The following is a 20,114-nucleotide window of genomic DNA, read 5'->3' as shown; positions in this document are numbered from 1 at the left end:
AATGTATGAAATTTCAATAATAATCCCTATATTTAATGTAGATAACTATCTTAGAAGAGCTTTAAATTCAATATTGAATCAAACTATGGATTTAGATGATATTGAGGTAATAATGGTTGATGATTGTTCTACAGATAATTCAAAAAATATTATTAAAGAATATGCAGACAAATATTTCAATTTTATTGCAATCTACCATGATGTTAATTCAGGAGGTGCTGCAAGACCTAGAAATACTGGTCTTAAAAAAGCATCGGGCAAATACATAATGTTTTTAGACCCTGACGATGAATATGCAGAAGATATGTGTGAAACATTATTTAATAAAATTGAAGAAAAAAATGTTGAATTAGTTAAATGTAATCATCAAATGATAGGTACAAACTTCTCAAGATTAGATTATCATTATGATAAAAATATTGAAGAACTTGAACTAGACTGCAGTAAAGATCTTCCTTGTGATAAAGTCTCTGTATGTAATGTGATTCATAACCATCAATTTTTAAAAAACAATAATTTATATTTTGAAGAGCTCCCATCCGGTGAAGACATATTATTTTCAATTACTGAATTTTTAAATGCTAAAAAAATGATTTACTTAAATAATTATCATGGATATAAATATCATACTAATGAAGAAACTTCACATTCCATGAAGTCAAATGAAAAAAACATTGAATCTGCATTATGTTCTTTTATAAAAACAAAAGAAGTTATTGAAAGTAAAAATCGGCCGGATATTTTGTATCATTTATTTTCAAAAAGGTCAGTCCCATTCTTTTTGCGCTTATTGAATTATAATGGGGATAAAAAGAAATATTTAAAGAAATTTTATGAATTTGAAAAAAGTTTAAATGTTGAGTTGAATATGGAGCAAACATGGTTAAAAATATTAAATAAATTAATAATGAAAAAACAATTTACAATCGCAAGTTATTATATGAATTTTTTGAATATGTTGAGAAATAGCCCTATATTAACATTATATCGAAAATCATTATAGAGGTGTTTTATGTATTTAATTTCATTAATTATTCCAATTTACAATGCAGAGGAATTTTTAGATAACACAATTAACTCAGTAATTAATCAAAGTATAGGATTTAATAATATTGAATTGATTTTAGTTGATGATAACTCAAAAGATGAATCTAAAAAAATTATTGAACAGTATGCTGAAAAATACGATAATATTATCCCATATTATTCTGAAATAAATCATGGTTTCCCAGGTTTCGGTAGAAATATTGGTTTAGAAAAAGCAACCGCCGATTATATAATGTTTATGGATAATGATGATGAAATTGATGTTGATATGTGTAAAAAATTATATGAAACCATGATTAATGAAAAAGCTGATGTAGTATGCTGTGACAGAGTCATTGTAGATTCATTAAGTGAGATAAAAAGCAATATTGATTATGTTAACGGAATTGAAAATAATGACCATATAATCATTGAAAATGATGACATTTTACTTTTTAACAATATTTCTGTATGGAATAAAATCTACAAAAAACAAATTATAATAGAAAATGAACTTAAATTCAAAGAAAACACATCAGCAGATGATTTTATTTTCATGATACAATACTTTTTAAAATCAAAAAAATTAATCTATTTAAAAAACTATTTTGGATATTATTGGAATATTAAATCAGATTCATTATCTCATGTTAGTTCAATAGGATATGTTGAAGAAATGTTATCTGCAAATTACATTATAATAAATATATTAAAAAATGAAAATAAACTTCATTTAGCAAATGACATTTTTAAAGACAATATTGTTTATCTATTAGTTCAATGTTCTTATCTTAATGTAACTAATAAAGAATTTATAGATCTCTTAAAAAAAATTCATGAGTTTGAAATAGAAATTGATTTCAAAATTAAATTAGATGAAAAATGGGCGAATATTATTAATCAATTTATATTGGATAAAAAATTTAAATATGCAATTATAAGTTTAAAAACATTGAATACAATTAGGAAAATAACATTCATTAGAAAAATTAAACGAAATACTAATTAATAATTTTATATGTAATTATCATAATATTCATACTTATATTAATTAAGTTTTAAATAAACTGTGAATTTAAAAAAAAATATTTATAAAATAAATATAATAAAATGATTTTATGAGTCAAGTGCAAACAATATTTAAAAATATGAGTTGGATACTGGTTTCACAAATTATTGCATGTATTTGTGGATTTATTTGGACTGTTTTAATAGCCAGATACATGAGTGTTAGTGAATATGGTATTTTAGGCTTTGCTATTTCATTAACTGGAATAATAAGTTTTACAATGGATTGGGGGATTAGTACCCATATTGTTCGGCACATTTCAACAGATCATTCTTCCGCTCCTAAATATGTTGGCAATGCTATTCCATTAAAGGGTATTTTTAGTATTGGAACAATCTTTTTAACACTAGTTATTTTAATCTTAATGAAATCAGATGAAGTAACTATATGTGTAACATTGCTTTTTTTAATTCAAAGAATTGTTTTATCATTAAATGAATTAATAATCGGTTGTTTTCAAGCATTTGAAGAAGGAAAATATCAAGGAATTCGAAATACAATATTAAATCTATTACAATTAATTTTTATACTCATTGCTATATTCAGTGATTTGGGAATTTATGGAATTACATTCGCTTATCTTCTGGCTAATGTTATTACATGCATCTATTCATATTATGTTTTAGTAAAACATATTACCAAACCAAAATATGAAATAAATAAAAATTTTTGTAAAAAAATTACTAAAGTATCCATCCCTTTCGCAGTAACTGGACTTTTATTTTCAATTTATTACTCCATTGATATGATAATGTTAACGCATCTTGTTGGAAATTATGAAACTGGAGTTTATAATGCAACTTATAAGTTAATCTCAGTTTTAACATTATTTTACTCAGTTTATGGATCAGTTATTTTCCCTGTAATGAGTAGACTTTATAAAAATAATGAAAAGTTACTCATTGTTAGTTTTGAGAAATCTATCAAATATCTAACACTTATAATGGTCCCAATAGCTGTTGGAACCGTGCTCTACTCATTGGACATTATACGATTAATTTATGGTCATAAATACGATGCTGCTTCTGCACCATTATCTATTTTAATCTGGACGGTGTGTTTGTTATTTATTAATGGTCCTTGTAATAGTCTATTAAATGCATCACACAAAGAAGTAAGCGTTACAAAAATTTATCTTATTGCAGCGGCATTTAATTTTACTTTAAATCTCATCATGATTCCATATTTAACATATACCGGTGCAGCAATTACAACAGTATTAAGTGATTTATTAATCTTAATTATTCAATTCTATGTAATATATAAATCCGGTCAAAAGCCAAATAAAAAATTATATTATGATATTGGAAAAATAATAATAGGTTCAACAATACTAGCAATTGCACTCCACTTATTAAACTTAAATATGTGGCTAGCCCTACCAGTTGGAATAATTATTTACTTTGCAACTCTTTACTTATTAAAACTATTTGATAAGGATGATAAATATGTAATAAAAGAAATTTTAGGTAAAAATTAATTTAAATATTTAAAGAGAGAAACTTCTCTAATATTTTCCACATTCCTGGGTAAGTATATGTGTTTTGCCCTCCAATTCACGATTAAGGTACATATAAATAAATTTTTGAAATATCCATATAATAATAAAAATTATATAACAAAAAATAAAGAATAAGAAAAATACTATTTGTGGGCATATATCATACCTTGTTCTTCAAATTTACAATCACTTCCTTCTAATTCGAAGAGTTGTATTTCAAAACCTTGTTTTTTGAGTTCATTTACAAGAAGATTATAATCTTTATCAACAATTCTTTGATGATGTTCAAAAATTATATCATTAAACATGGATAAATCACTGTTTAATATAATTTCAAATTCACAACCTTCACAATCCATTTTTAAAATATCTGGTGTAAAATCAAATTGTTCTAATAAATCAGATATAGTTATCACTTCCATGACATGATTCTGATCATTTCCCACATACTCAATAATTGAGGAATCATCAAAATGAAGTATGCCTCTTTTCCCACCAATTGCTTTATTAACTAATATAATTTTGTTTTTAACATCTCCATTTAGTTCAACATTTTCAACAGCTAAGTCATATAAATGTTTAATTGGTTCAAAGCTAATAACGTCTGCACCTGCTTTAGCAAAAAATAAAGGAGTGTCTCCAATATTACCTCCAATGTCAACAACATGCCTACCTTTATAATCTAATATTTCAAAAACATCATCAGTGAAAAATTCTATTAAATGACTATAAAATTCATCCCCATGATTTTTAATAAAATCAGAATTATATATATTAATAAATTTAATATCCCCAATCTCCAAATATTTATCATCATTATCTCTATTTTTAATATAAATTAAAAAATTAGGAATTTTATCTGGTTTTATCTTTGGTAAATTAGCCATTAAATGATTAAGTACTTTTACATTATTTAAAGTAACTGTTGAATCAATATTTTTAACTTTAATGGTGTAATTTTCAGAAACCCCAAATTTAAATTTTAGAGCTTCAAACGGATTTTCTAAATATTTAAAATAATCAAAAAGATATTTAAGTTTCATTAACATACATAAAGATATTTAACATATTACTTAATAAAATTTACTAATATTCCACCAACTTAAAGTTTAAGAATTCAATGAAAAAATATTTTTTTGAATAATCTTTAAAATGTCAATGGACAAAACAATGAAGAAATAGATTCTTACTGTTGTGCGTAATCAAAACAACCCAAAAAAATGATTCTGAATCAAGTCATATATAATCCCATTATAAGACCATAATAATTTTTTTATTCTTTAGTTATTCTATGCATTATTTTACAGGAATTATTCCCACAAACTTTGTAAAAAACAATTAACAATTAAATATAATACCAAAGAATATTACTATAAATTATATTCATCAGATATATAATTAATCCTAAAATATATATTGTTTATTTGATATAATACAATTTAGAGTTTAATTTTTATACTTTTTAACATATAAATAAAGTTAAAATACTGGAAAACTAATGAAAATAAATAATATTGAAATATTTGATTTATACTATAATTAATCATCTATGTGTAATAATTAGCTATATTAATATTATAGGAAATGATTAAAATGGAAAATTCTTTAAAACAAATGTCAATACATTATTTAAATCTAATAAAACACCATATTAAAAACCACACCATAACTACTATGGCTGTTGAAACAATATTATTAGGTAAAAATCAGAAATCATACGAAATAATGGGATTATGTGTTGAATACAAAATTAAAAGACAATTAAAAAATAAGTATTATGCAAATTTAATTGAATTCGATGAAAACTACGATGAAAATGTTTTTCATGAAAAATCCAATAAAGTGTGGTTTTGTTGGTTTCAAGGGATTGAAAATGCACCCGAAATTGTTAAAATTTGTTATACTTCTGCAAAAGATAACTTAAAAGATAAAGAAGTAATTCTAATTACAGAAGAAAACATGTTTGACTATATTACATTTCCACAGTTCATAATAGAAAAATGGAAAAAAGGAATCATATCAAATACCCATATCTCTGATTTACTTCGATTAGAATTATTAATAAAATATGGGGGATTATGGTTAGATGCTACTGTATTTTGTTCAAGTTCAAACATTCCAGATTATATAAATAATTCAAATTTATTTTTTTATCAACATTTAACTTTAAATAAATATGCTCGATCAACATTTAACTCAAGTTGGTTGATTAGTGCTAAAAGTAATAACAAGGTATTGCTAGCAACCAGATATCTTCTTTATAAATATTGGGAAAAAAATGATTATCAAATTGATTATTTTATTTTACATCATTTTATGACTATCGTCTTGGAGTTTTATCCTGAAACTTGGAACAAAATTGTTCCCGTGGACAATTCAACACCACATATATTACAGAGTAAGTTATTTGAAATATATGACCATTCAATTTGGGATTCACTTCAGAATAGTGTTTGTTTCCACAAATTAACATATAAATTTGATGATGAAAAAACAAATAAAAATGATACATATTATAAAAAAGTTTTATTAAATGAATAAGTACTATATGATAATTTTTTAAAATAAGAAAAATAAATTAATTAAATAAGTATCTGGGATAAATTTATTAGTTTTAAATTAATACTTTCTCTGAAATATCAAAAGTGACAATTATGTTGAGATTAAAAAATAGAAATAATTCATTGAATTTAATAAGATTAATTTTAGCGTCTTTTGTTCTGATTTATCATTCTTATTTTTTTTTGGGATTTGAAACAAATAATTATGCATATATCCTAAGATTAGCAGTTCCTTGTTTCTTTGTTATTTCTGGTTATTTAATTATTTCATCTGCAATAAAAAATGATGTTAAATCTTACTTTAAAAAGCGTTTTGCTAGAATTTATCCTGCATTTTTGTGTTCAATAATTATGACAATGATTTTATTTGCTCCCCTAACATTTTCAATAAATAATAGTGGAACTTTTGATATAATTTCTTTTCTTAAAGATTCAGACTTAATTAAATTTTTCATATACTCCCTTCCATTTGGTTTTCAGAATTTAGGAACAACATTAATAAATACTCCTGCAACTACATGGAACGGTTCTGCATGGACATTAAAATATGAATTTGGATGTTACATTGTAATTGCAATTATAATATTGCTTTTAAATAAGTTAAAAATTTTAAAAAAAAATTATGTTAAAATTATATTTGGATTATATATCCTATTAACAATATTATCCATATTAGATTTTGCTATTAATGGAAAATACAATGATAATTATTTTAATAAGCATTTATATACTTATGCTATCTATTTCTTATCAATATTTCTAGGAGGATCAACAGTTTATCTAATAAGTGAGAATCTACAAACTTCATGGAAGATATTAAGTATAATGCTAATTTTTTGTTTTATAATAATGAGATTTATGCCTTATTTTATTGCTATGGAAATCTGCGCAATTCCTATGATATATATACTATTATTTATTTCAGTAAAATTAAAGTCACCACGATGGATACAGGAAAATGATATTTCTTACGGAATTTACATATATGCTTGGCCAATTCAAGTTGTAGTTGCATGTTTTTGGAATACACACTCAATTCCACACAATTTACTGATATATTCATTCATTTGCATGATTTTAACAATTATCTTTGCAACGATAAGTTGGTTTTTAATTGAAAAACCAATATTAGATAAAATACGGGGTTAAACACATAATATCAATTAAAATAAAAAAAAATAGTTTTTCCGAATCCATAAATAATTTTTAAAAGAACCTAAAAAATAAAAAACAATATTTAACAATAACTTTTAAATAAAATAATGCTCTAAACTTTATAATACATATGTGAAAAAATTTACCTAAATTAAAATTATAAGGTGTTTTTTTAATGTCCATGAATGAAAATAACACTAACTATAAAGATTATGACCCAGATACATTAAAACACTTGCAAACTGTAATAATGGATATATTTAAAGATTTTATTGAAATTTGTGATGAAAATGATATACAGTATTTTCTCCATGCGGGAACAACTATTGGTGCAGTACGTCATGGAGGATTTATCCCATGGGATGATGAAATTGATGTAGCTATGCTTAGAGAGGATTATGAGAAATTATTAAAAATTTTAGATAAAGAAAACGGAAAATATTATATATCAAACTTGAAAAAACGATTTAAAATTGATGATGACAATTATACTCCAAAAACATTACTCTGTTTAAAAAATACCAAATTAAAACAACAAGAACAAGAATGTACTCTATATGATTTTGGAATATATATCGATATTAATGTATTAGATGAAATTCCAGAAAAGAAGATTGAAAGATTTTTATTTATAAAAACAGTTTATTTTGTAAAATTCTTAATATTCCTTACTCATTCTGTTGAATGTGATGTATACACTTCCAAAACCAATGAATTTATAGGACACAGAATAAAATTTTTATTTGGACATTTTAATATTCCAAACATTGCTTTAAAAATATTTACTAAATTAATAAAAAAATATCAGGGAAAATGTGAAATGCTTTGTAGTCCGGGGGAAGGAGTTTGGATAGAAAGAGATTTCCATAAATCTTGCTTTAATCAGGCTTTAAAAGTTAAATTTGAAGACACATGTGCAAATATTCCTGTTGGATATGATGAAGTTTTAAAAGTTTTTTATGGTAATTATATGGAAATCCCACCTATTTCTGAAAGATTTAATCATAACTGGAAAATAATTGATTTTGGAGAATACTAGATAAACAAAGTTTATTTATATTAAGAACTGCCTTATATGATTTAAAATCTAATTTTTTATTTTGCCTGTTCGTGTTAATGTATTTTAAACTATTTGCTACCATACATTATAATCAGAATCTATTATGTAAAACTGTTAGGGTGTTTAATCAAAAATTTTTATTAAATGAAAGTATATTATGAATTGGAGAATCTTTTTTATTAACAATAATTTTAAGATTCTCCATTCTTTTCAGAATAGTTAAAAAACGTTAATTCACTACATTTCCGATAACATTAACCATGAGTAATAGAAAGACAAAAATAATGGTTTATGGTGACAGAGTATTTAAGGATTCTGTAGGACAGATTTGAGAATTAGCCAATCCTGTTGTTTCCTAGCACATACACAGGATTAGTAGGAACTCCAAATAAAATCAAATTAAATATTTTTGATAATAAATTCACCAATTTAAAAGATGATGAATTAAAAGAAGCAATTAAAGAATAAATCAGACATTAAGATAAGGATTTAACTTGACAAAATATTACAGAAGGTACGACACCAATAAAATTAAGAGATTTAATCAGTTCTCTATGTGACTTGACCTGTGGTTCTGGAGATACGGGAACACCAGTTATATTCATTCAAGGATACTTCGATAATTTAGCAGACGACTAAATTTCGAACCAATTTCCTTTTTTAAATCAAAAAATAGTTATAAATAAAAAAATAGAAAACTTACTTTAAAAAGTAAGTTTAGTCTTTAATATATTTCTTTAAATCTTCAATTTTATCCGTTTCTTCCCAAGGAAGACCTTCAATACCGAAATGACCATATTTAGCCGTTTGTTTATAGCCAGTATCTCTTAAATTTAGAGTTTCAATGATTCCATCAGGAGTTAATTTAAAGTTTTCACGTACGATTTCTTCCATCGCCTTATCTCCAATATCTGCTCCGGTTCCAAAGGTATCTACCATAATGGAAGTCGGTTCTGCTACTCCTATTGCATAAGATAGCTGGATTTCAGATTTTTCAGCAAGACCGCTTGCTACAATATTTTTTGCAATGTATCTTGCCATATAACATGCACTTCTGTCCACTTTAGTGCAGTCTTTTCCTGAGAAGGCTCCTCCCCCATGGCGAGCATAACCACCATAGGTGTCCACGATGATTTTACGGCCAGTGAGGCCTGCATCTCCGTGAGGACCACCTATTTCAAATTTTCCGGTCGGATTAATGTGTTCTTTGGTATCTTCAGTCATTAATTCATTCGGAATGACTGCTTTAAAGAGCTTTTCACGAATGTCTTCTTTTAATTGTTCCTGATTGTCTGACATTGTTTCATCATGCTGGGTTGACAAAACTACTGCATCCAATGAAACGACATTGCCTTCCCCATCATAATTAACAGATACCTGTGCTTTACCATCAGGCCTTAAATATGGGATTTCACCGCTTTCTCTAAGTTCTGTTAACTTATTAGTTAATTTACGTGCTAAGTCAATTGGATAAGGCATTAATGATTCCGTTTCATTAGTTGCGAAACCGAACATCATACCCTGGTCTCCGGCTCCTGATTCATCATCTCCACGGTCTACGCCCTGATTAATATCAGGAGATTGTGAATGGAGTCTGTTTACGACTTCACATTTATGGCCATCAAATTCCAAATCAGGATTATCGTATCCGATTTCAATGATTGTGTCCCTTATGATTTTTTCTATTTCTTCATCAGATATATCTGCAGTGGATGTTATTTCACCAAATACCATACAAAAGTCTGTTGTTACACAGGTTTCACATGCTACGTGTGAATTTTTATCCTGCATCATGTATGCGTCCAATATTGCATCAGAAATAATGTCAGCAACCTTATCAGGATGCCCTTGGGTTACAGATTCTGATGTGAATGTTCTGTGTACTTCACTCATATTATCACCAATATTTATGTTCCTTCCTGCCAGTTTGCCATATAAGCTTTCTGTTTGTCAGTTAATGAATCGATTTCGATTCCCATTGCTTTTAACTTCATGGTTGCGACATTGTAATCAATTTCATCAGGAGCCTTGGTTACCCCAACAGATAAATCATTTTCAAGAATATGTTTTGCGGACAATGCCTGTACGGCAAAGCTCATGTCCATGATTTCAGCAGGGTGTCCCTGTCCACGTGCTGCTGACAAGTTAACCAAACGGCCATCAGCCAATAAATAAAGCTTACGTCCGTCTTTAGTAGTAAATTCTTCGATACTTTCCCTTACCTCTTTAACTTCACTTGAAATGGCTTCCAAATCAAACCTATTAATTTCAACGTTGAAGTGTCCTGAGTTTGCGAGCATACAGCCATCTTTCATGTATTTGAAGTCATCACCACAGATAATGTCTGCGTTTCCAGTTACAGTAATAATCAAGTCAGCCTGTTTTACGGCTTCGCGGATGGTCATTACCCTGTATCCATCCATTCTTGCTTCTAAAGCTCTGATTGGATCGACTTCGGTTACGATGACATCGGCACCTAACCCTGCTGCCCTTAACGCAAGTCCACGGCCACACCAGCCATATCCACAGACCACAACGGTTTTACCTGCGATTACCATGTTGGTGGTTCCCATTATAGCGTCAAAACTGGACTGTCCAGTACCATATCTGTTGTCGAATAAGTATTTTGTGTAAGCGTCATTAACTGCGATTACAGGGAATTTTAACGCCCCGTCAGCATGCATTGCCTGCAATCTGTGCACACCAGTTGTGGTTTCTTCACATGCTCCTTTAATATGGCTCAACAGCTCTTTTCTTTCGTTGTGAAGAACCATAATCATATCTGCTCCGTCGTCGATGATTATATCAGGCTTGTGGTCAAGCACCATGTTAATGGTCTGATAATATTCTTCATCATCCTGTTCTCTCCACCCGTAGACATTTAAACCTAAATCAGCAGCCCCTGCCACTGCATCGTCGTGAGTGGACAGTGGATTGCATCCGGTCATAGCAACTTCAGCTCCACCAGCCATTAATGTTAATCCCAAATTGATTGTTTTAGGTTCCAAGTGTAAACATGACCCAATAGTAATCCCTTTAAATGGTTGGGTTTCTTCGTATTCCTTTTTGATGTGTTCCAAAACAGGCATGTGTTTTTGAACCCATTCGATTTTCCTGACACCTTCCGGCGCAAGAGACATATCCTTTACTTTACTCATAAAAAATCACCTAATAATCATTAGCCGAAGACAATTATCAAAATTGGGTGTGATAAATAATCTTCCAAATATAATTTTTTGAATCTAAACAAATATAATTTTGCATCAAATTCCTTGAAAAACTAATAAATAGTATACTTAACCATATAAAATATTATGAAAACCAAAAAAGAAAGAATCTTCTATTACGATTTACTAAGAGCTTTTGCAATAATAGCTGTTATAATCTGTCATGTAGATCACTTTTTTGGACCTTTAACAACACAAGCACAGGTAATAGCTCAATTAACCTTCCACGACATTGGAGACATCGGTGTGCCAATTTTCCTAATGATTAGTGGAGCATTACTATTAAACAGAGAGTATCCAAGTCTGGGAGCTTTCCTGAAAAAGAGATTTGCCAGAATCATCTATCCATTCATCTTTTGGATAATATTAATTCTGGGCCAGCTTTATCTCCATGGATACAACTCAAAATTCATCTGGAACGTTTTCATCGGAGAGCCTTCAATCACATGGTATTTCTGGACATTAATAGGTATCTACCTTTTCATTCCAATTATTAACTCATTCGTAAAGGATTACAAGCTAAAAGGAGTTGAATACTTTTTAGCAATCTGGTCTTTCATCATGATTTTAAACACTTTCCACAGCTATCCCTTATGGATGTATTTCAACCTGGACATGTTTGCAGGCTTTGTCGGATACCCATTGCTCGGATATTACCTGGCCAACAAGAAATTCAAGTTAAGTGATAAAAGCATGTGCATTCTGGGATTATTAATACTATTAGTTTCACTGGCTGTTTTCGTATACTTTAATTATTCAAAAATCGATTTGTTGTCACCAAGATATCTCAACATTACAAACATATTCATGGGAATCGGCATGTTCCTATTCATCATGTATCTTGATAAATTAAACGTGTTTAACACAATAAAAGACAATTTCATTGGAAAAGCAATCATTTCCTTAAGTGTCTGCAGTTACGGCATGTACTTTTCACACGTAATAGTCGTTAAGGCACTATCCTACCATAATCCAGGATCAAACCTGCTCTTCCCTTTGATGTTCGTGTTAATAGTATTTTTAAGCTGGCTAATACCATACATCATGAGCAAGATTCCGTATTTAAAAATTGTTAGCGGTGTTTAATTAAATTAATTGGTGATTTTATGGGTGAAAGAATAGACTATGAATGTAATAATTGCGGATGGACATATATTCGTGAAAATGACATATTTATGATTGATGAAAAGCATAACATTAAGGTTACTCCCCATTTAATGTTAACGTCAATGCAAATGGGAGCCCATCCTGCAAATGGTTTTTATTATGAACGTTATTGCTACCATTGCAATAAATTTGTTAAAATATTTATAATTAAAGGAATTTGGGACAATATTGAAGGATTCAAAAAAGATGACATTATTAAAGATATTGAAAAATATGATAACAGCATAAAAATTATTGAATTTGATGAATCGGACAACACAATGTTTTCAGAAAAAATCCCGCAAAAGTGTCCTGCATGCAGGAATAAAATTAAAGAGTTAATACATAAATCCAAATGTCCAAAATGCAAAAGGGGAAAATTAATTTCAAAAAGCATCATAATGATGGATTAATCTGATTTATCCCCAATCCATCAGCTGCAATACTTCCAACAAAAAGAATCTTGATTAAAATCCATACCATAAACAAAAACATTGCAAGAACCCTAAAATTGTCATAGTATTCAATCGGGTCTCCTTAACCAACATTATATTATGATTTTTGATGTTAATGTAGATAACATGATGATTAAAATTACAATTGAACATAAAGTGTCAAAATTATCAAAAGTAACTTTAATTAAATTAACAAAAAAGAACCAACCATCAAAATAATTCAGTCCAAAATCAATTATTCAATACCAAAAACACAAACATCAATCAAGCTCATCCAGCTGTGACTGAATTAGGTCTCGTGCAATGACTGCAATTTGCTCTGCAACATCATCAAGGACCTCTTCTGTAATCTCGCCTTCAACCTCAATGCCATCCACATCACCAAGATATAATTCATACTCCTCAGGCAGATTATCCGTAACATCACCAATGTAGAGGGGAACTATTAATCCATTGCTGCCAAAAGCAGTGTCAATTTCCCTTTTAAAGTATGAGGAATTAACGGAATCCTTAGAAAAGACCGCAAGAATCAGTCCCAATTCACATGCACACTCCATATTGTCAATTATTTCCTCCACATAAGAATCCTCTTCAAGTGAAAGAGGAGCGCAGAAAACCCGAAATTCCTTTTCAACCAGCTTGTGATATAGCGACCATACGATTTCACCGTCCTTAGCACAATAACTGATGAAAATCGTCAATCCTTTAGATAGGATTTTTGAAACGCTTTCCATCGGTGCGTTTGAATCCAGTTTCACGTTTATGACCTTTTTGCTTCCAATCGATTCTATGTAGTCCCTTTCCGTTTTAACCCACTTGGACTTCCGGGAATTTGGGCTGTCGACATAAACGAACCATTCCCTTGCATCGATTTCACGCTTGATTAAATCTTCAACCTCATCATCATCGGTAAGGCATTTCAAAAAGAAGCATATCGGCTCAAATCCGGAATGCTCCATCATGTTTCTAATCTTGCGGACTTTTTTAATGTCCTTGTGGGAGTGGGAAATGAATACGAAACCCCCGTTATCCTCTTCCATAATATCTGCATTAATTTCATCATCCCTTTTTTTAAATAAGCCATTAATCCTCTCACCTAATCTCATGACCAACACCTCTTAATTATTAACCAAAAATACTAATATCCTATTTTTCAAAGACATCATCGGGCTTGTTTTCACTAAAAGCTAAATCACTAGCTTCACAATCGGATTTCTCCAGATAAATTGCCCCTCCTGATTCATTAGCTAAATTATCAATAAACTCAGAATCTGAAATATCAATCACGTTTTTAACGTTACTGAAAGCTCCTCCAAAATCTGCCTTATTGGCCTTAAATAAAGATTTCAAAACACTTGCTTCACCATCATATGCATACAAACTTCCGCCGTTGCCACCAGCCGCATTACCTGAAAACTCACAATCCTTAACGGCCAAATCAGCCCTGCCGGCAAAAATCGCTCCGCCATTACTGGAAGCCACATTATCCTCAAATGAAGATTCAATAACCCTCACTTCACCGGTAGTATGCACTGCACCGCCGTCATTTGCCCTGTTAGCATTAAAAATAGACTTGGAAATGCTCATGTCACAGTTTCTGTTAATTATAGCACCTCCGCATTCACTAGCAACATTATCATTAAATGATGATTCACAAATAGTTAAATCACCGTCCTCATTGTATATCACCGCACCACGATTTGCATTATTTAAAGAAAATACTGACTCCTTTACGTTTAAATCACCGGCATTAAACAAAACACCACCGTAATTTGCCTTATTCTCCTTAAACACCGATCCAATTATAGCCAAATCGCCCCAGTTGTTGATAGCTCCGCCAAAGTCTCCGGCATTATTATCACTAAACTCACATTTCCTTACAGTCAAGGAACCTTCATCATTGTGTATAGCTCCTCCATCCTCACCGCAGGAATTAAAAGAAAATCTAGCTTCTTCAAGAACCACCTCACCGCCTTCAAGCATTATCGCCCCGCCGCTTTCACGGGCAAATCCGTTTTTAAACACGATATTTCGAATAGTAAGATTCTCACCGCTACAAAGGAATATCCGTGTCCTTCCACGGGCATCAATGCTAAAGCCATTGCCGTCAATTACGATATCGTCAACGTCTAAATCAATACCCTCAAGATATTTCATCTCTTCAGTATTGTCCAAAATGATATCACATTCCAGAACAATCTCCTCTTCACCGCCATGAATCATCTCATCAAGATAGCTGAAATTTTTACTCATGGTTAACTATTGCATTTCAAAATAATTAAAAATATTGAACAATAAACTAATTACCATGAACAGAAAAATATTGATACTTGCAGCGATAGCCGTTGTATTAATCATACTAGCGGGCTATTTAACATTTTCGGGAACAGGTACATCCTCAATGACTGCCGACAGCGTTATTGTTGATGCGAACGCTCTGGATGAAAAGGGAGTCCTTAAGGTGGAAAGCGACAGCCAAAGCGCCGACAAGGGACTTTTCAAATCCGACAAAAGTGACGAGAACACAATTTTTGTAAACAATTCAGGAATATTGAAGTTAACAAACTCCATGATAAACAAGACCGGAGACACGCAAAGCTCAGGTGACGACGCTGACTTTTACGGTGTCAATTCGGCCGTTTTAGTTAAGGACAAAAGCCAATTGACGATTGAAAACTGTGAAATAAATACCAACTCCAAGGGATCAAACGGAATATTCGTAACCAATACAGATACCGGACAGGGCTCACCTGGAGGCATGGGAGGAGGAACCCCACCAGATGCAGGAAGCGGAGAAGCTCCTGAAAAGCCACCGGAACAGCTTCAAAAGACCGCTGAGGGAACAAACCAGACTACAGCAAACATCAAGAACGTAAAGATTACGACCCATCAGGACAAATCCCGTGGGCTTGACTCAACCTTCGGAGGAATCATCAACGCCGAAAACGTGATAATAAACACTGACGGAAACAGCTGCGCAGGCCTTGCAACCGACCGTGGAGAAGGTAACGTTACCGTTAAAAATTCAATCATAAACACAGGTGTCAGCAAGGAGTCCGGACGTGGCTCACCGATAATCTATTCGACGGGAAACATCACCGTTAAAGAATCAATGGGTACGGCATACGTTTCACAGATTGCCTGCATTGAAGGTAAAAACTCAATTACCCTTGAAAATTGCCAGCTGAACGCTTTCGGTGAAGGAAACCGTAAGGACGGCGATAACTACGTTGACCTTGCAGGAGTCTTCATCTATCAGAGCATGAGCGGAGATGCTGATGTGGGAACCTCCGTCTTTAACTGTAAAGACTCCAAGCTCTCAGTCGATCCGTCTTCAAACTATTACAAGGAAGTTCCGATGTTTCACGTAACAAACACAAAGGCAAACATCATCCTTGAATCCTCCACATTTGACTTTGGAAGCGGAATACTCTTTGACATTTCAGGCCAGAACCAGTGGGGAACTGAAGGCTCAAACGGAGGAGACGTTAACCTGACGGCAAGCAATCAGGAGCTTAAAGGAAACATCATCGTCGATTCAATCAGCTCCCTTGCATTCAACATGAAAAACGCTAAATTCGAAGGTGCAATCAACTCAACCGGAAACACAACACTCGTCATTGACAGCGGCTCAACCTGGACGCTTACAGGTGACAGTTCTGTTTCAAGCCTTGAAAACTCAGGAAAAATCGATTTAAACGGCCATAAGCTTTTGGTTAACGGCCAGGAATATAAGGGATAGAATTATTTTTCTATCCTACCTTATTTTCTTTTGAAAATAACGGCACGGCCATTTTTAATTCTATCAAAATAGCCGTATCCAACCAATTGATTTAAATCCGAAGATGCAGTATTTACAGAAACATCAAATAATTTCATATACTCCGTTTTATTGATTTCATCAATATTCAATCTTAAAAGCATTTTTTGTCTTGAATTAAGAATATTATCACTCGAATTTAACCAGAAAATTACTTTAAAAAATTCACCGGATTCAATGAATTCAGGTTCATTTAAACCATGATTAATCATTGCATCTTTCATTCTGCGAATACCAGTACCTACATGTTCCATATACTTTGTTTTTGAAAATATATTGCATATAAGCTCATTTCTATGGACTGGATCATTATCTTCCAAATCAGAAACTTTTAATGGATATACTAAACGTCCGGGACTTGTAATTTCAATCCTATCATTATAAATGTAAAATGTAATTGGAGCAGTAGTTATAGAATAATCCCTATGGGCTAAAGCATTGACTAATGCTTCCCTAATAGCTTCAAAAGGATATTCATGAGTAGTTTCTCGTTCAAATCCATTAATTTCAGAAATATTGATTGTTACCTTATAGAAAAATGTTTCTGCTTCTTTCAAAATTTTTAATAATGAAGAATTTAATTCGGTTTTTTCAAACGTTTTTATTCCTTCATTATCAAAAAAACGAACCATTTTAACTTCATGAGCAATATTAAATTTAGATATATCTTTAGCAAAGAATAATGCGCCACTATTATTTAATCTGAACTCACCATTTTCATAATCTCCTGCTTTGATAGTTGATAATACTTTTGTTAAACCTTTTTCATCCCTTATTTTTTCAATAGGATTATAATCTAAAACATTAAAAAATAATTCTAATGCTTCCACATCAACATCATCACATGATGAATTAGATAATATCTCTGAGTCAAATGATTTATAGTTTTTTAAATTTTTAAGGATGAAATCACCTAAACTTCTACGAACCTGTTTAAATAATCCATATTGATCATTAAATCTTTGATAACTGTGCTCATTACTAACTTTTTTAATGAATTCATTTGTTTTATCATCCCTGAAATTAGCATTTTTAATATAAATTAAAGCATCATTATGAGCTTTATTATACAAATCATATTCAAGTTCCGTAGGAGATATTCCGGATTCCAATATACTCCCATAATCCGAACCAATTAAACCAACGTAAATATCTGAATTAACAACCTCTTCACAGTACAATTTTTCTGGAGAATCTCCTGATGCAGATTTTTGCTCAAATGCAAAAATTTCAAAAAATCGATTTAATAAATAATCATTTTCGATTTCCTGTTTAATGAAATTCCTTTCTTTTTCAAATTCTCTGGTACTACTTAGAAAAATTTTATATTTCATGAAAAAACCTCAATAATACATTTACATTTGAAATGGTTGAATTAATAAAAATTTATAAAAACAATTTTAATATATATTTTTAAAGTATATAAAATTTTTGATTAAATATATATTTAATAAATCATATAAATAATTTATATTAAAAATTAAATCTTTATAATACTTATTTAATAAAAAAAATTAATTTAATAAATATTTCAAATGTAAAATACAAATCAATAAAATGTAGAAAAAATTGGGTATGTTATTTATAACATTCATAAAAAATCATAAAATAATAATTAAATTTTTATTTATATATAAAGTAATAATAATTAAAAATATAATTAAATAAAACATAAAATAATTAAATAACTATCAAAAAAATTAATCACAAAATCAAATTTAACACACCCAATAAAATTGCCAATACACCCAATCAAAAATTGGGTGCATTGGGTGTGAATAAAATCAGCAGGATTTACCTGCATCATACACTTCAGATTTTAAATCATCCTGTGATGAAACGTCCCCGATAACCGTGAATACCGCTTTTTCTGTCGGATTTTGAGAAAAGCCTATGAAATCACGAATTCCAGTTAAGGCATTTCCATTTGATGAACCTGCTGAGGTAATGATATAGTAATCCTTGTCCTTCAAATGATTGAAAATCGGATAACACCTGTCAAAGAACCTTTTCAGTGTTCCGGTCATTGAATAGTAATATATCGGCGTGGCATAGACTATAACGTCAGCCGCCATCATGTCATCTAGTATTATGGACAGTTCATCCTCCTGGAAACATTCCCTTTCAGGGGTTTTACAGGCCATGCACGCCTTGCATGAGCCGAATTCAAAGTCTTCAAGGAAATACTTGACCGCTTCATTTCCGCCGTCGACTGCTCCTTTAACGAATTCATCGCATAACGTGTCTGAGTTTCCGCCCTTTCTAGGTGAAGAGCTGATTACCACTACTTTTTTTGCCATATTATCCCTCAATCCATTCTTTTGCTCTTGAAACGTCACCCGTAAATCTCATTCCTTTTGCGAAGCTGAGTTCCGGGTATGCATCAGCCAGGTCGCTTACGCATTTATCTATTCCTGATCCTCCGGAAGTGCAGAAAAGCTTTATCGTTTTTCCCTTTAAGTCAACGCTTTCAATGAAAGTATTGATGATTGTAGGTGCCGTATACCACCATACCGGAAACCCGATTACGACAGTATCATAGCCACTTACATCAACTGTTTCAGCGATTGGAGGGCGGAATGACTTGTCATTCATCTCCTTAGTTGACCTTGAGTTCTTGTCTGTCCAATCCAAATCCGCCGGAGTGTATATCTCTTCTGGAACGATTTCAAAGATATCATAACCGTTTTCATCAGCTATCTTTTCGGCGATGCCTTTTGTAACGCCGCTTGCTGAGAAATATGCAATTAAAACATTTGCCATAATAATCACCTGAATAGATATTGATTTTCATCATATATAATTGTTTACAATCGCAACAATTATTTGATTCTGGATGAATACACTTGAAACCATACAATTTTCAATTAGTTTATTGAAAATAGGATAATTTAGCATAATTTAAGTATTTTAATCTAATATATAACATTATTTATAATTACATAAATTAAAAAATTTTATATACCATTAAAACATAATATTATCTAATTAACTGTCTGCATTAAAAAGTATAATTTCAAGTATAAAACTTGGAAAAAACCGTCTCATAAATATTAATTATTTGAAAAACATAATTAACTAATAGAGGTGTTTT

At 30.6% G+C, this 20,114-nt stretch carries 18 protein-coding genes; 10 read left to right on the top strand and 8 right to left on the bottom strand.

The window, feature by feature from the left end:
- Window position 1 precedes the first annotated feature (1 nt).
- The 3 genes from F3G70_RS08530 (at window position 2) to F3G70_RS08520 (ending at window position 3,575) form a co-directional block, all read left to right on the top strand.
- Complete coding sequence (locus tag F3G70_RS08530) at window positions 2-1,003, top strand: glycosyltransferase (RefSeq protein ID WP_149732285.1); 1,002 nt, start codon at window positions 2-4, stop codon at window positions 1,001-1,003.
- Between the two features lie 9 nt (window positions 1,004-1,012).
- Window positions 1,013-2,035: a glycosyltransferase family 2 protein gene (locus tag F3G70_RS08525; protein ID WP_149732284.1), complete on the top strand. Its 1,023-nt coding sequence runs from the start codon at window positions 1,013-1,015 to the stop codon at window positions 2,033-2,035.
- A 139-nt stretch (window positions 2,036-2,174) separates the two neighbouring features.
- Entirely contained in the window at window positions 2,175-3,575 is a 1,401-nt protein-coding gene (locus F3G70_RS08520) for a flippase (protein WP_262492220.1), read from the top strand.
- A gap of 164 nt (window positions 3,576-3,739) precedes the next feature.
- Here F3G70_RS08520 and F3G70_RS08515 read toward each other — a convergent pair whose 3' ends face one another.
- Window positions 3,740-4,639 (bottom strand): FkbM family methyltransferase, encoded by a 900-nt coding sequence (locus F3G70_RS08515; protein ID WP_188118125.1) that lies wholly within the window; start codon window positions 4,637-4,639, stop codon window positions 3,740-3,742.
- A gap of 541 nt (window positions 4,640-5,180) precedes the next feature.
- Here F3G70_RS08515 and F3G70_RS08510 point away from each other — a divergent pair.
- From F3G70_RS08510 to F3G70_RS12500, 4 genes are all read left to right on the top strand, one after another.
- Window positions 5,181-6,137, top strand: coding sequence for a capsular polysaccharide synthesis protein (locus tag F3G70_RS08510; protein WP_223166048.1), 957 nt, complete (start codon window positions 5,181-5,183; stop codon window positions 6,135-6,137).
- A 113-nt stretch (window positions 6,138-6,250) separates the two neighbouring features.
- A complete protein-coding gene (locus F3G70_RS08505) occupies window positions 6,251-7,306 on the top strand; it encodes an acyltransferase family protein (RefSeq protein ID WP_149732281.1) in 1,056 nt (351 codons plus the stop codon).
- A gap of 181 nt (window positions 7,307-7,487) precedes the next feature.
- A complete protein-coding gene (locus F3G70_RS08500) occupies window positions 7,488-8,351 on the top strand; it encodes a LicD family protein (protein WP_149732280.1) in 864 nt (287 codons plus the stop codon).
- A 525-nt stretch (window positions 8,352-8,876) separates the two neighbouring features.
- The gene (locus F3G70_RS12500; protein ID WP_223166051.1) at window positions 8,877-9,011 is read left to right on the top strand and encodes a coenzyme F420-0:L-glutamate ligase; all 135 of its coding nucleotides are present in this window, start codon (window positions 8,877-8,879) and stop codon (window positions 9,009-9,011) included.
- A 78-nt stretch (window positions 9,012-9,089) separates the two neighbouring features.
- On the opposite strand, the gene metK is transcribed toward F3G70_RS12500, so the two are convergent.
- A complete protein-coding gene (metK, locus tag F3G70_RS08490) occupies window positions 9,090-10,265 on the bottom strand; it encodes a methionine adenosyltransferase (protein WP_149732279.1) in 1,176 nt (391 codons plus the stop codon).
- 14 nt (window positions 10,266-10,279) lie between these two features.
- Window positions 10,280-11,530 (bottom strand): adenosylhomocysteinase, encoded by a 1,251-nt coding sequence (locus tag F3G70_RS08485; protein ID WP_149732278.1) that lies wholly within the window; start codon window positions 11,528-11,530, stop codon window positions 10,280-10,282.
- Window positions 11,531-11,686: 156 nt separating this feature from the next.
- Between F3G70_RS08485 and F3G70_RS08480 the strand changes: the two genes are divergently transcribed.
- Window positions 11,687-12,685 (top strand): acyltransferase, encoded by a 999-nt coding sequence (locus F3G70_RS08480; RefSeq protein WP_149732277.1) that lies wholly within the window; start codon window positions 11,687-11,689, stop codon window positions 12,683-12,685.
- A 20-nt stretch (window positions 12,686-12,705) separates the two neighbouring features.
- On the top strand, window positions 12,706-13,158 hold the full coding sequence (locus F3G70_RS08475; RefSeq protein ID WP_149732276.1) for a hypothetical protein: 453 nt from the start codon (window positions 12,706-12,708) through the stop codon (window positions 13,156-13,158).
- Between the two features lie 302 nt (window positions 13,159-13,460).
- Here F3G70_RS08475 and F3G70_RS08470 read toward each other — a convergent pair whose 3' ends face one another.
- Together F3G70_RS08470 and F3G70_RS08465 are read right to left on the bottom strand one after the other, a co-directional pair.
- The gene (locus F3G70_RS08470) at window positions 13,461-14,306 is read right to left on the bottom strand and encodes a toll/interleukin-1 receptor domain-containing protein (protein WP_149732275.1); all 846 of its coding nucleotides are present in this window, start codon (window positions 14,304-14,306) and stop codon (window positions 13,461-13,463) included.
- A 40-nt stretch (window positions 14,307-14,346) separates the two neighbouring features.
- Window positions 14,347-15,453 (bottom strand): hypothetical protein, encoded by a 1,107-nt coding sequence (locus F3G70_RS08465; RefSeq protein WP_149732274.1) that lies wholly within the window; start codon window positions 15,451-15,453, stop codon window positions 14,347-14,349.
- 55 nt (window positions 15,454-15,508) lie between these two features.
- Between F3G70_RS08465 and F3G70_RS08460 the strand changes: the two genes are divergently transcribed.
- Entirely contained in the window at window positions 15,509-16,942 is a 1,434-nt protein-coding gene (locus F3G70_RS08460) for a hypothetical protein (RefSeq protein ID WP_149732273.1), read from the top strand.
- Window positions 16,943-16,962: 20 nt separating this feature from the next.
- Here the strand turns inward: F3G70_RS08460 and F3G70_RS08455 are convergent, their stop codons facing one another.
- The 3 genes from F3G70_RS08455 to F3G70_RS08445 all read right to left on the bottom strand — a co-directional run bounded on the left by F3G70_RS08455 (window position 16,963) and on the right by F3G70_RS08445 (window position 19,783).
- A complete protein-coding gene (locus F3G70_RS08455) occupies window positions 16,963-18,354 on the bottom strand; it encodes an ATP-binding protein (RefSeq protein WP_149732272.1) in 1,392 nt (463 codons plus the stop codon).
- 450 nt (window positions 18,355-18,804) lie between these two features.
- On the bottom strand, window positions 18,805-19,320 hold the full coding sequence (locus F3G70_RS08450; RefSeq protein WP_149732271.1) for a flavodoxin family protein: 516 nt from the start codon (window positions 19,318-19,320) through the stop codon (window positions 18,805-18,807).
- A gap of 1 nt (window position 19,321) precedes the next feature.
- Window positions 19,322-19,783 (bottom strand): flavodoxin, encoded by a 462-nt coding sequence (locus F3G70_RS08445; protein WP_149732270.1) that lies wholly within the window; start codon window positions 19,781-19,783, stop codon window positions 19,322-19,324.
- Window positions 19,784-20,114 lie beyond the last annotated feature (331 nt).

Source organism: Methanobrevibacter millerae (assembly GCF_900103415.1).
GTDB lineage: Archaea > Methanobacteriota > Methanobacteria > Methanobacteriales > Methanobacteriaceae > Methanocatella > Methanocatella millerae.
The sequence above is the reverse complement of the archived record's forward strand: the minus strand, read 5'-3'. Positions and strand labels throughout refer to the sequence as shown.

Excerpts from the sequence above, each read along its gene's own strand:
- F3G70_RS08525 (WP_149732284.1), top strand. The coding sequence starts at position 1,013 with ATGTATTTAATTTCATTAATTATTCCAATTTACAATGCAGAGGAATTT.
- F3G70_RS08510 (WP_223166048.1), top strand. The coding sequence starts at position 5,181 with ATGATTAAAATGGAAAATTCTTTAAAACAAATGTCAATACATTATTTA.
- F3G70_RS08445 (WP_149732270.1), bottom strand. The coding sequence starts at position 19,783 with ATGGCAAATGTTTTAATTGCATATTTCTCAGCAAGCGGCGTTACAAAA.
- F3G70_RS08470 (WP_149732275.1), bottom strand. The coding sequence starts at position 14,306 with ATGAGATTAGGTGAGAGGATTAATGGCTTATTTAAAAAAAGGGATGAT.
- F3G70_RS08465 (WP_149732274.1), bottom strand. The coding sequence starts at position 15,453 with ATGAGTAAAAATTTCAGCTATCTTGATGAGATGATTCATGGCGGTGAA.
- F3G70_RS08485 (WP_149732278.1), bottom strand. The coding sequence starts at position 11,530 with ATGAGTAAAGTAAAGGATATGTCTCTTGCGCCGGAAGGTGTCAGGAAA.
- F3G70_RS08455 (WP_149732272.1), bottom strand. The coding sequence starts at position 18,354 with ATGAAATATAAAATTTTTCTAAGTAGTACCAGAGAATTTGAAAAAGAA.
- F3G70_RS08520 (WP_262492220.1), top strand. The coding sequence starts at position 2,175 with ATGAGTTGGATACTGGTTTCACAAATTATTGCATGTATTTGTGGATTT.
- F3G70_RS08480 (WP_149732277.1), top strand. The coding sequence starts at position 11,687 with ATGAAAACCAAAAAAGAAAGAATCTTCTATTACGATTTACTAAGAGCT.
- F3G70_RS08530 (WP_149732285.1), top strand. The coding sequence starts at position 2 with ATGTATGAAATTTCAATAATAATCCCTATATTTAATGTAGATAACTAT.
- F3G70_RS08500 (WP_149732280.1), top strand. The coding sequence starts at position 7,488 with ATGTCCATGAATGAAAATAACACTAACTATAAAGATTATGACCCAGAT.
- metK (WP_149732279.1), bottom strand. The coding sequence starts at position 10,265 with ATGAGTGAAGTACACAGAACATTCACATCAGAATCTGTAACCCAAGGG.
- F3G70_RS08450 (WP_149732271.1), bottom strand. The coding sequence starts at position 19,320 with ATGGCAAAAAAAGTAGTGGTAATCAGCTCTTCACCTAGAAAGGGCGGA.
- F3G70_RS08475 (WP_149732276.1), top strand. The coding sequence starts at position 12,706 with ATGGGTGAAAGAATAGACTATGAATGTAATAATTGCGGATGGACATAT.
- F3G70_RS08460 (WP_149732273.1), top strand. The coding sequence starts at position 15,509 with ATGAACAGAAAAATATTGATACTTGCAGCGATAGCCGTTGTATTAATC.
- F3G70_RS08505 (WP_149732281.1), top strand. The coding sequence starts at position 6,251 with ATGTTGAGATTAAAAAATAGAAATAATTCATTGAATTTAATAAGATTA.
- F3G70_RS08515 (WP_188118125.1), bottom strand. The coding sequence starts at position 4,639 with ATGAAACTTAAATATCTTTTTGATTATTTTAAATATTTAGAAAATCCG.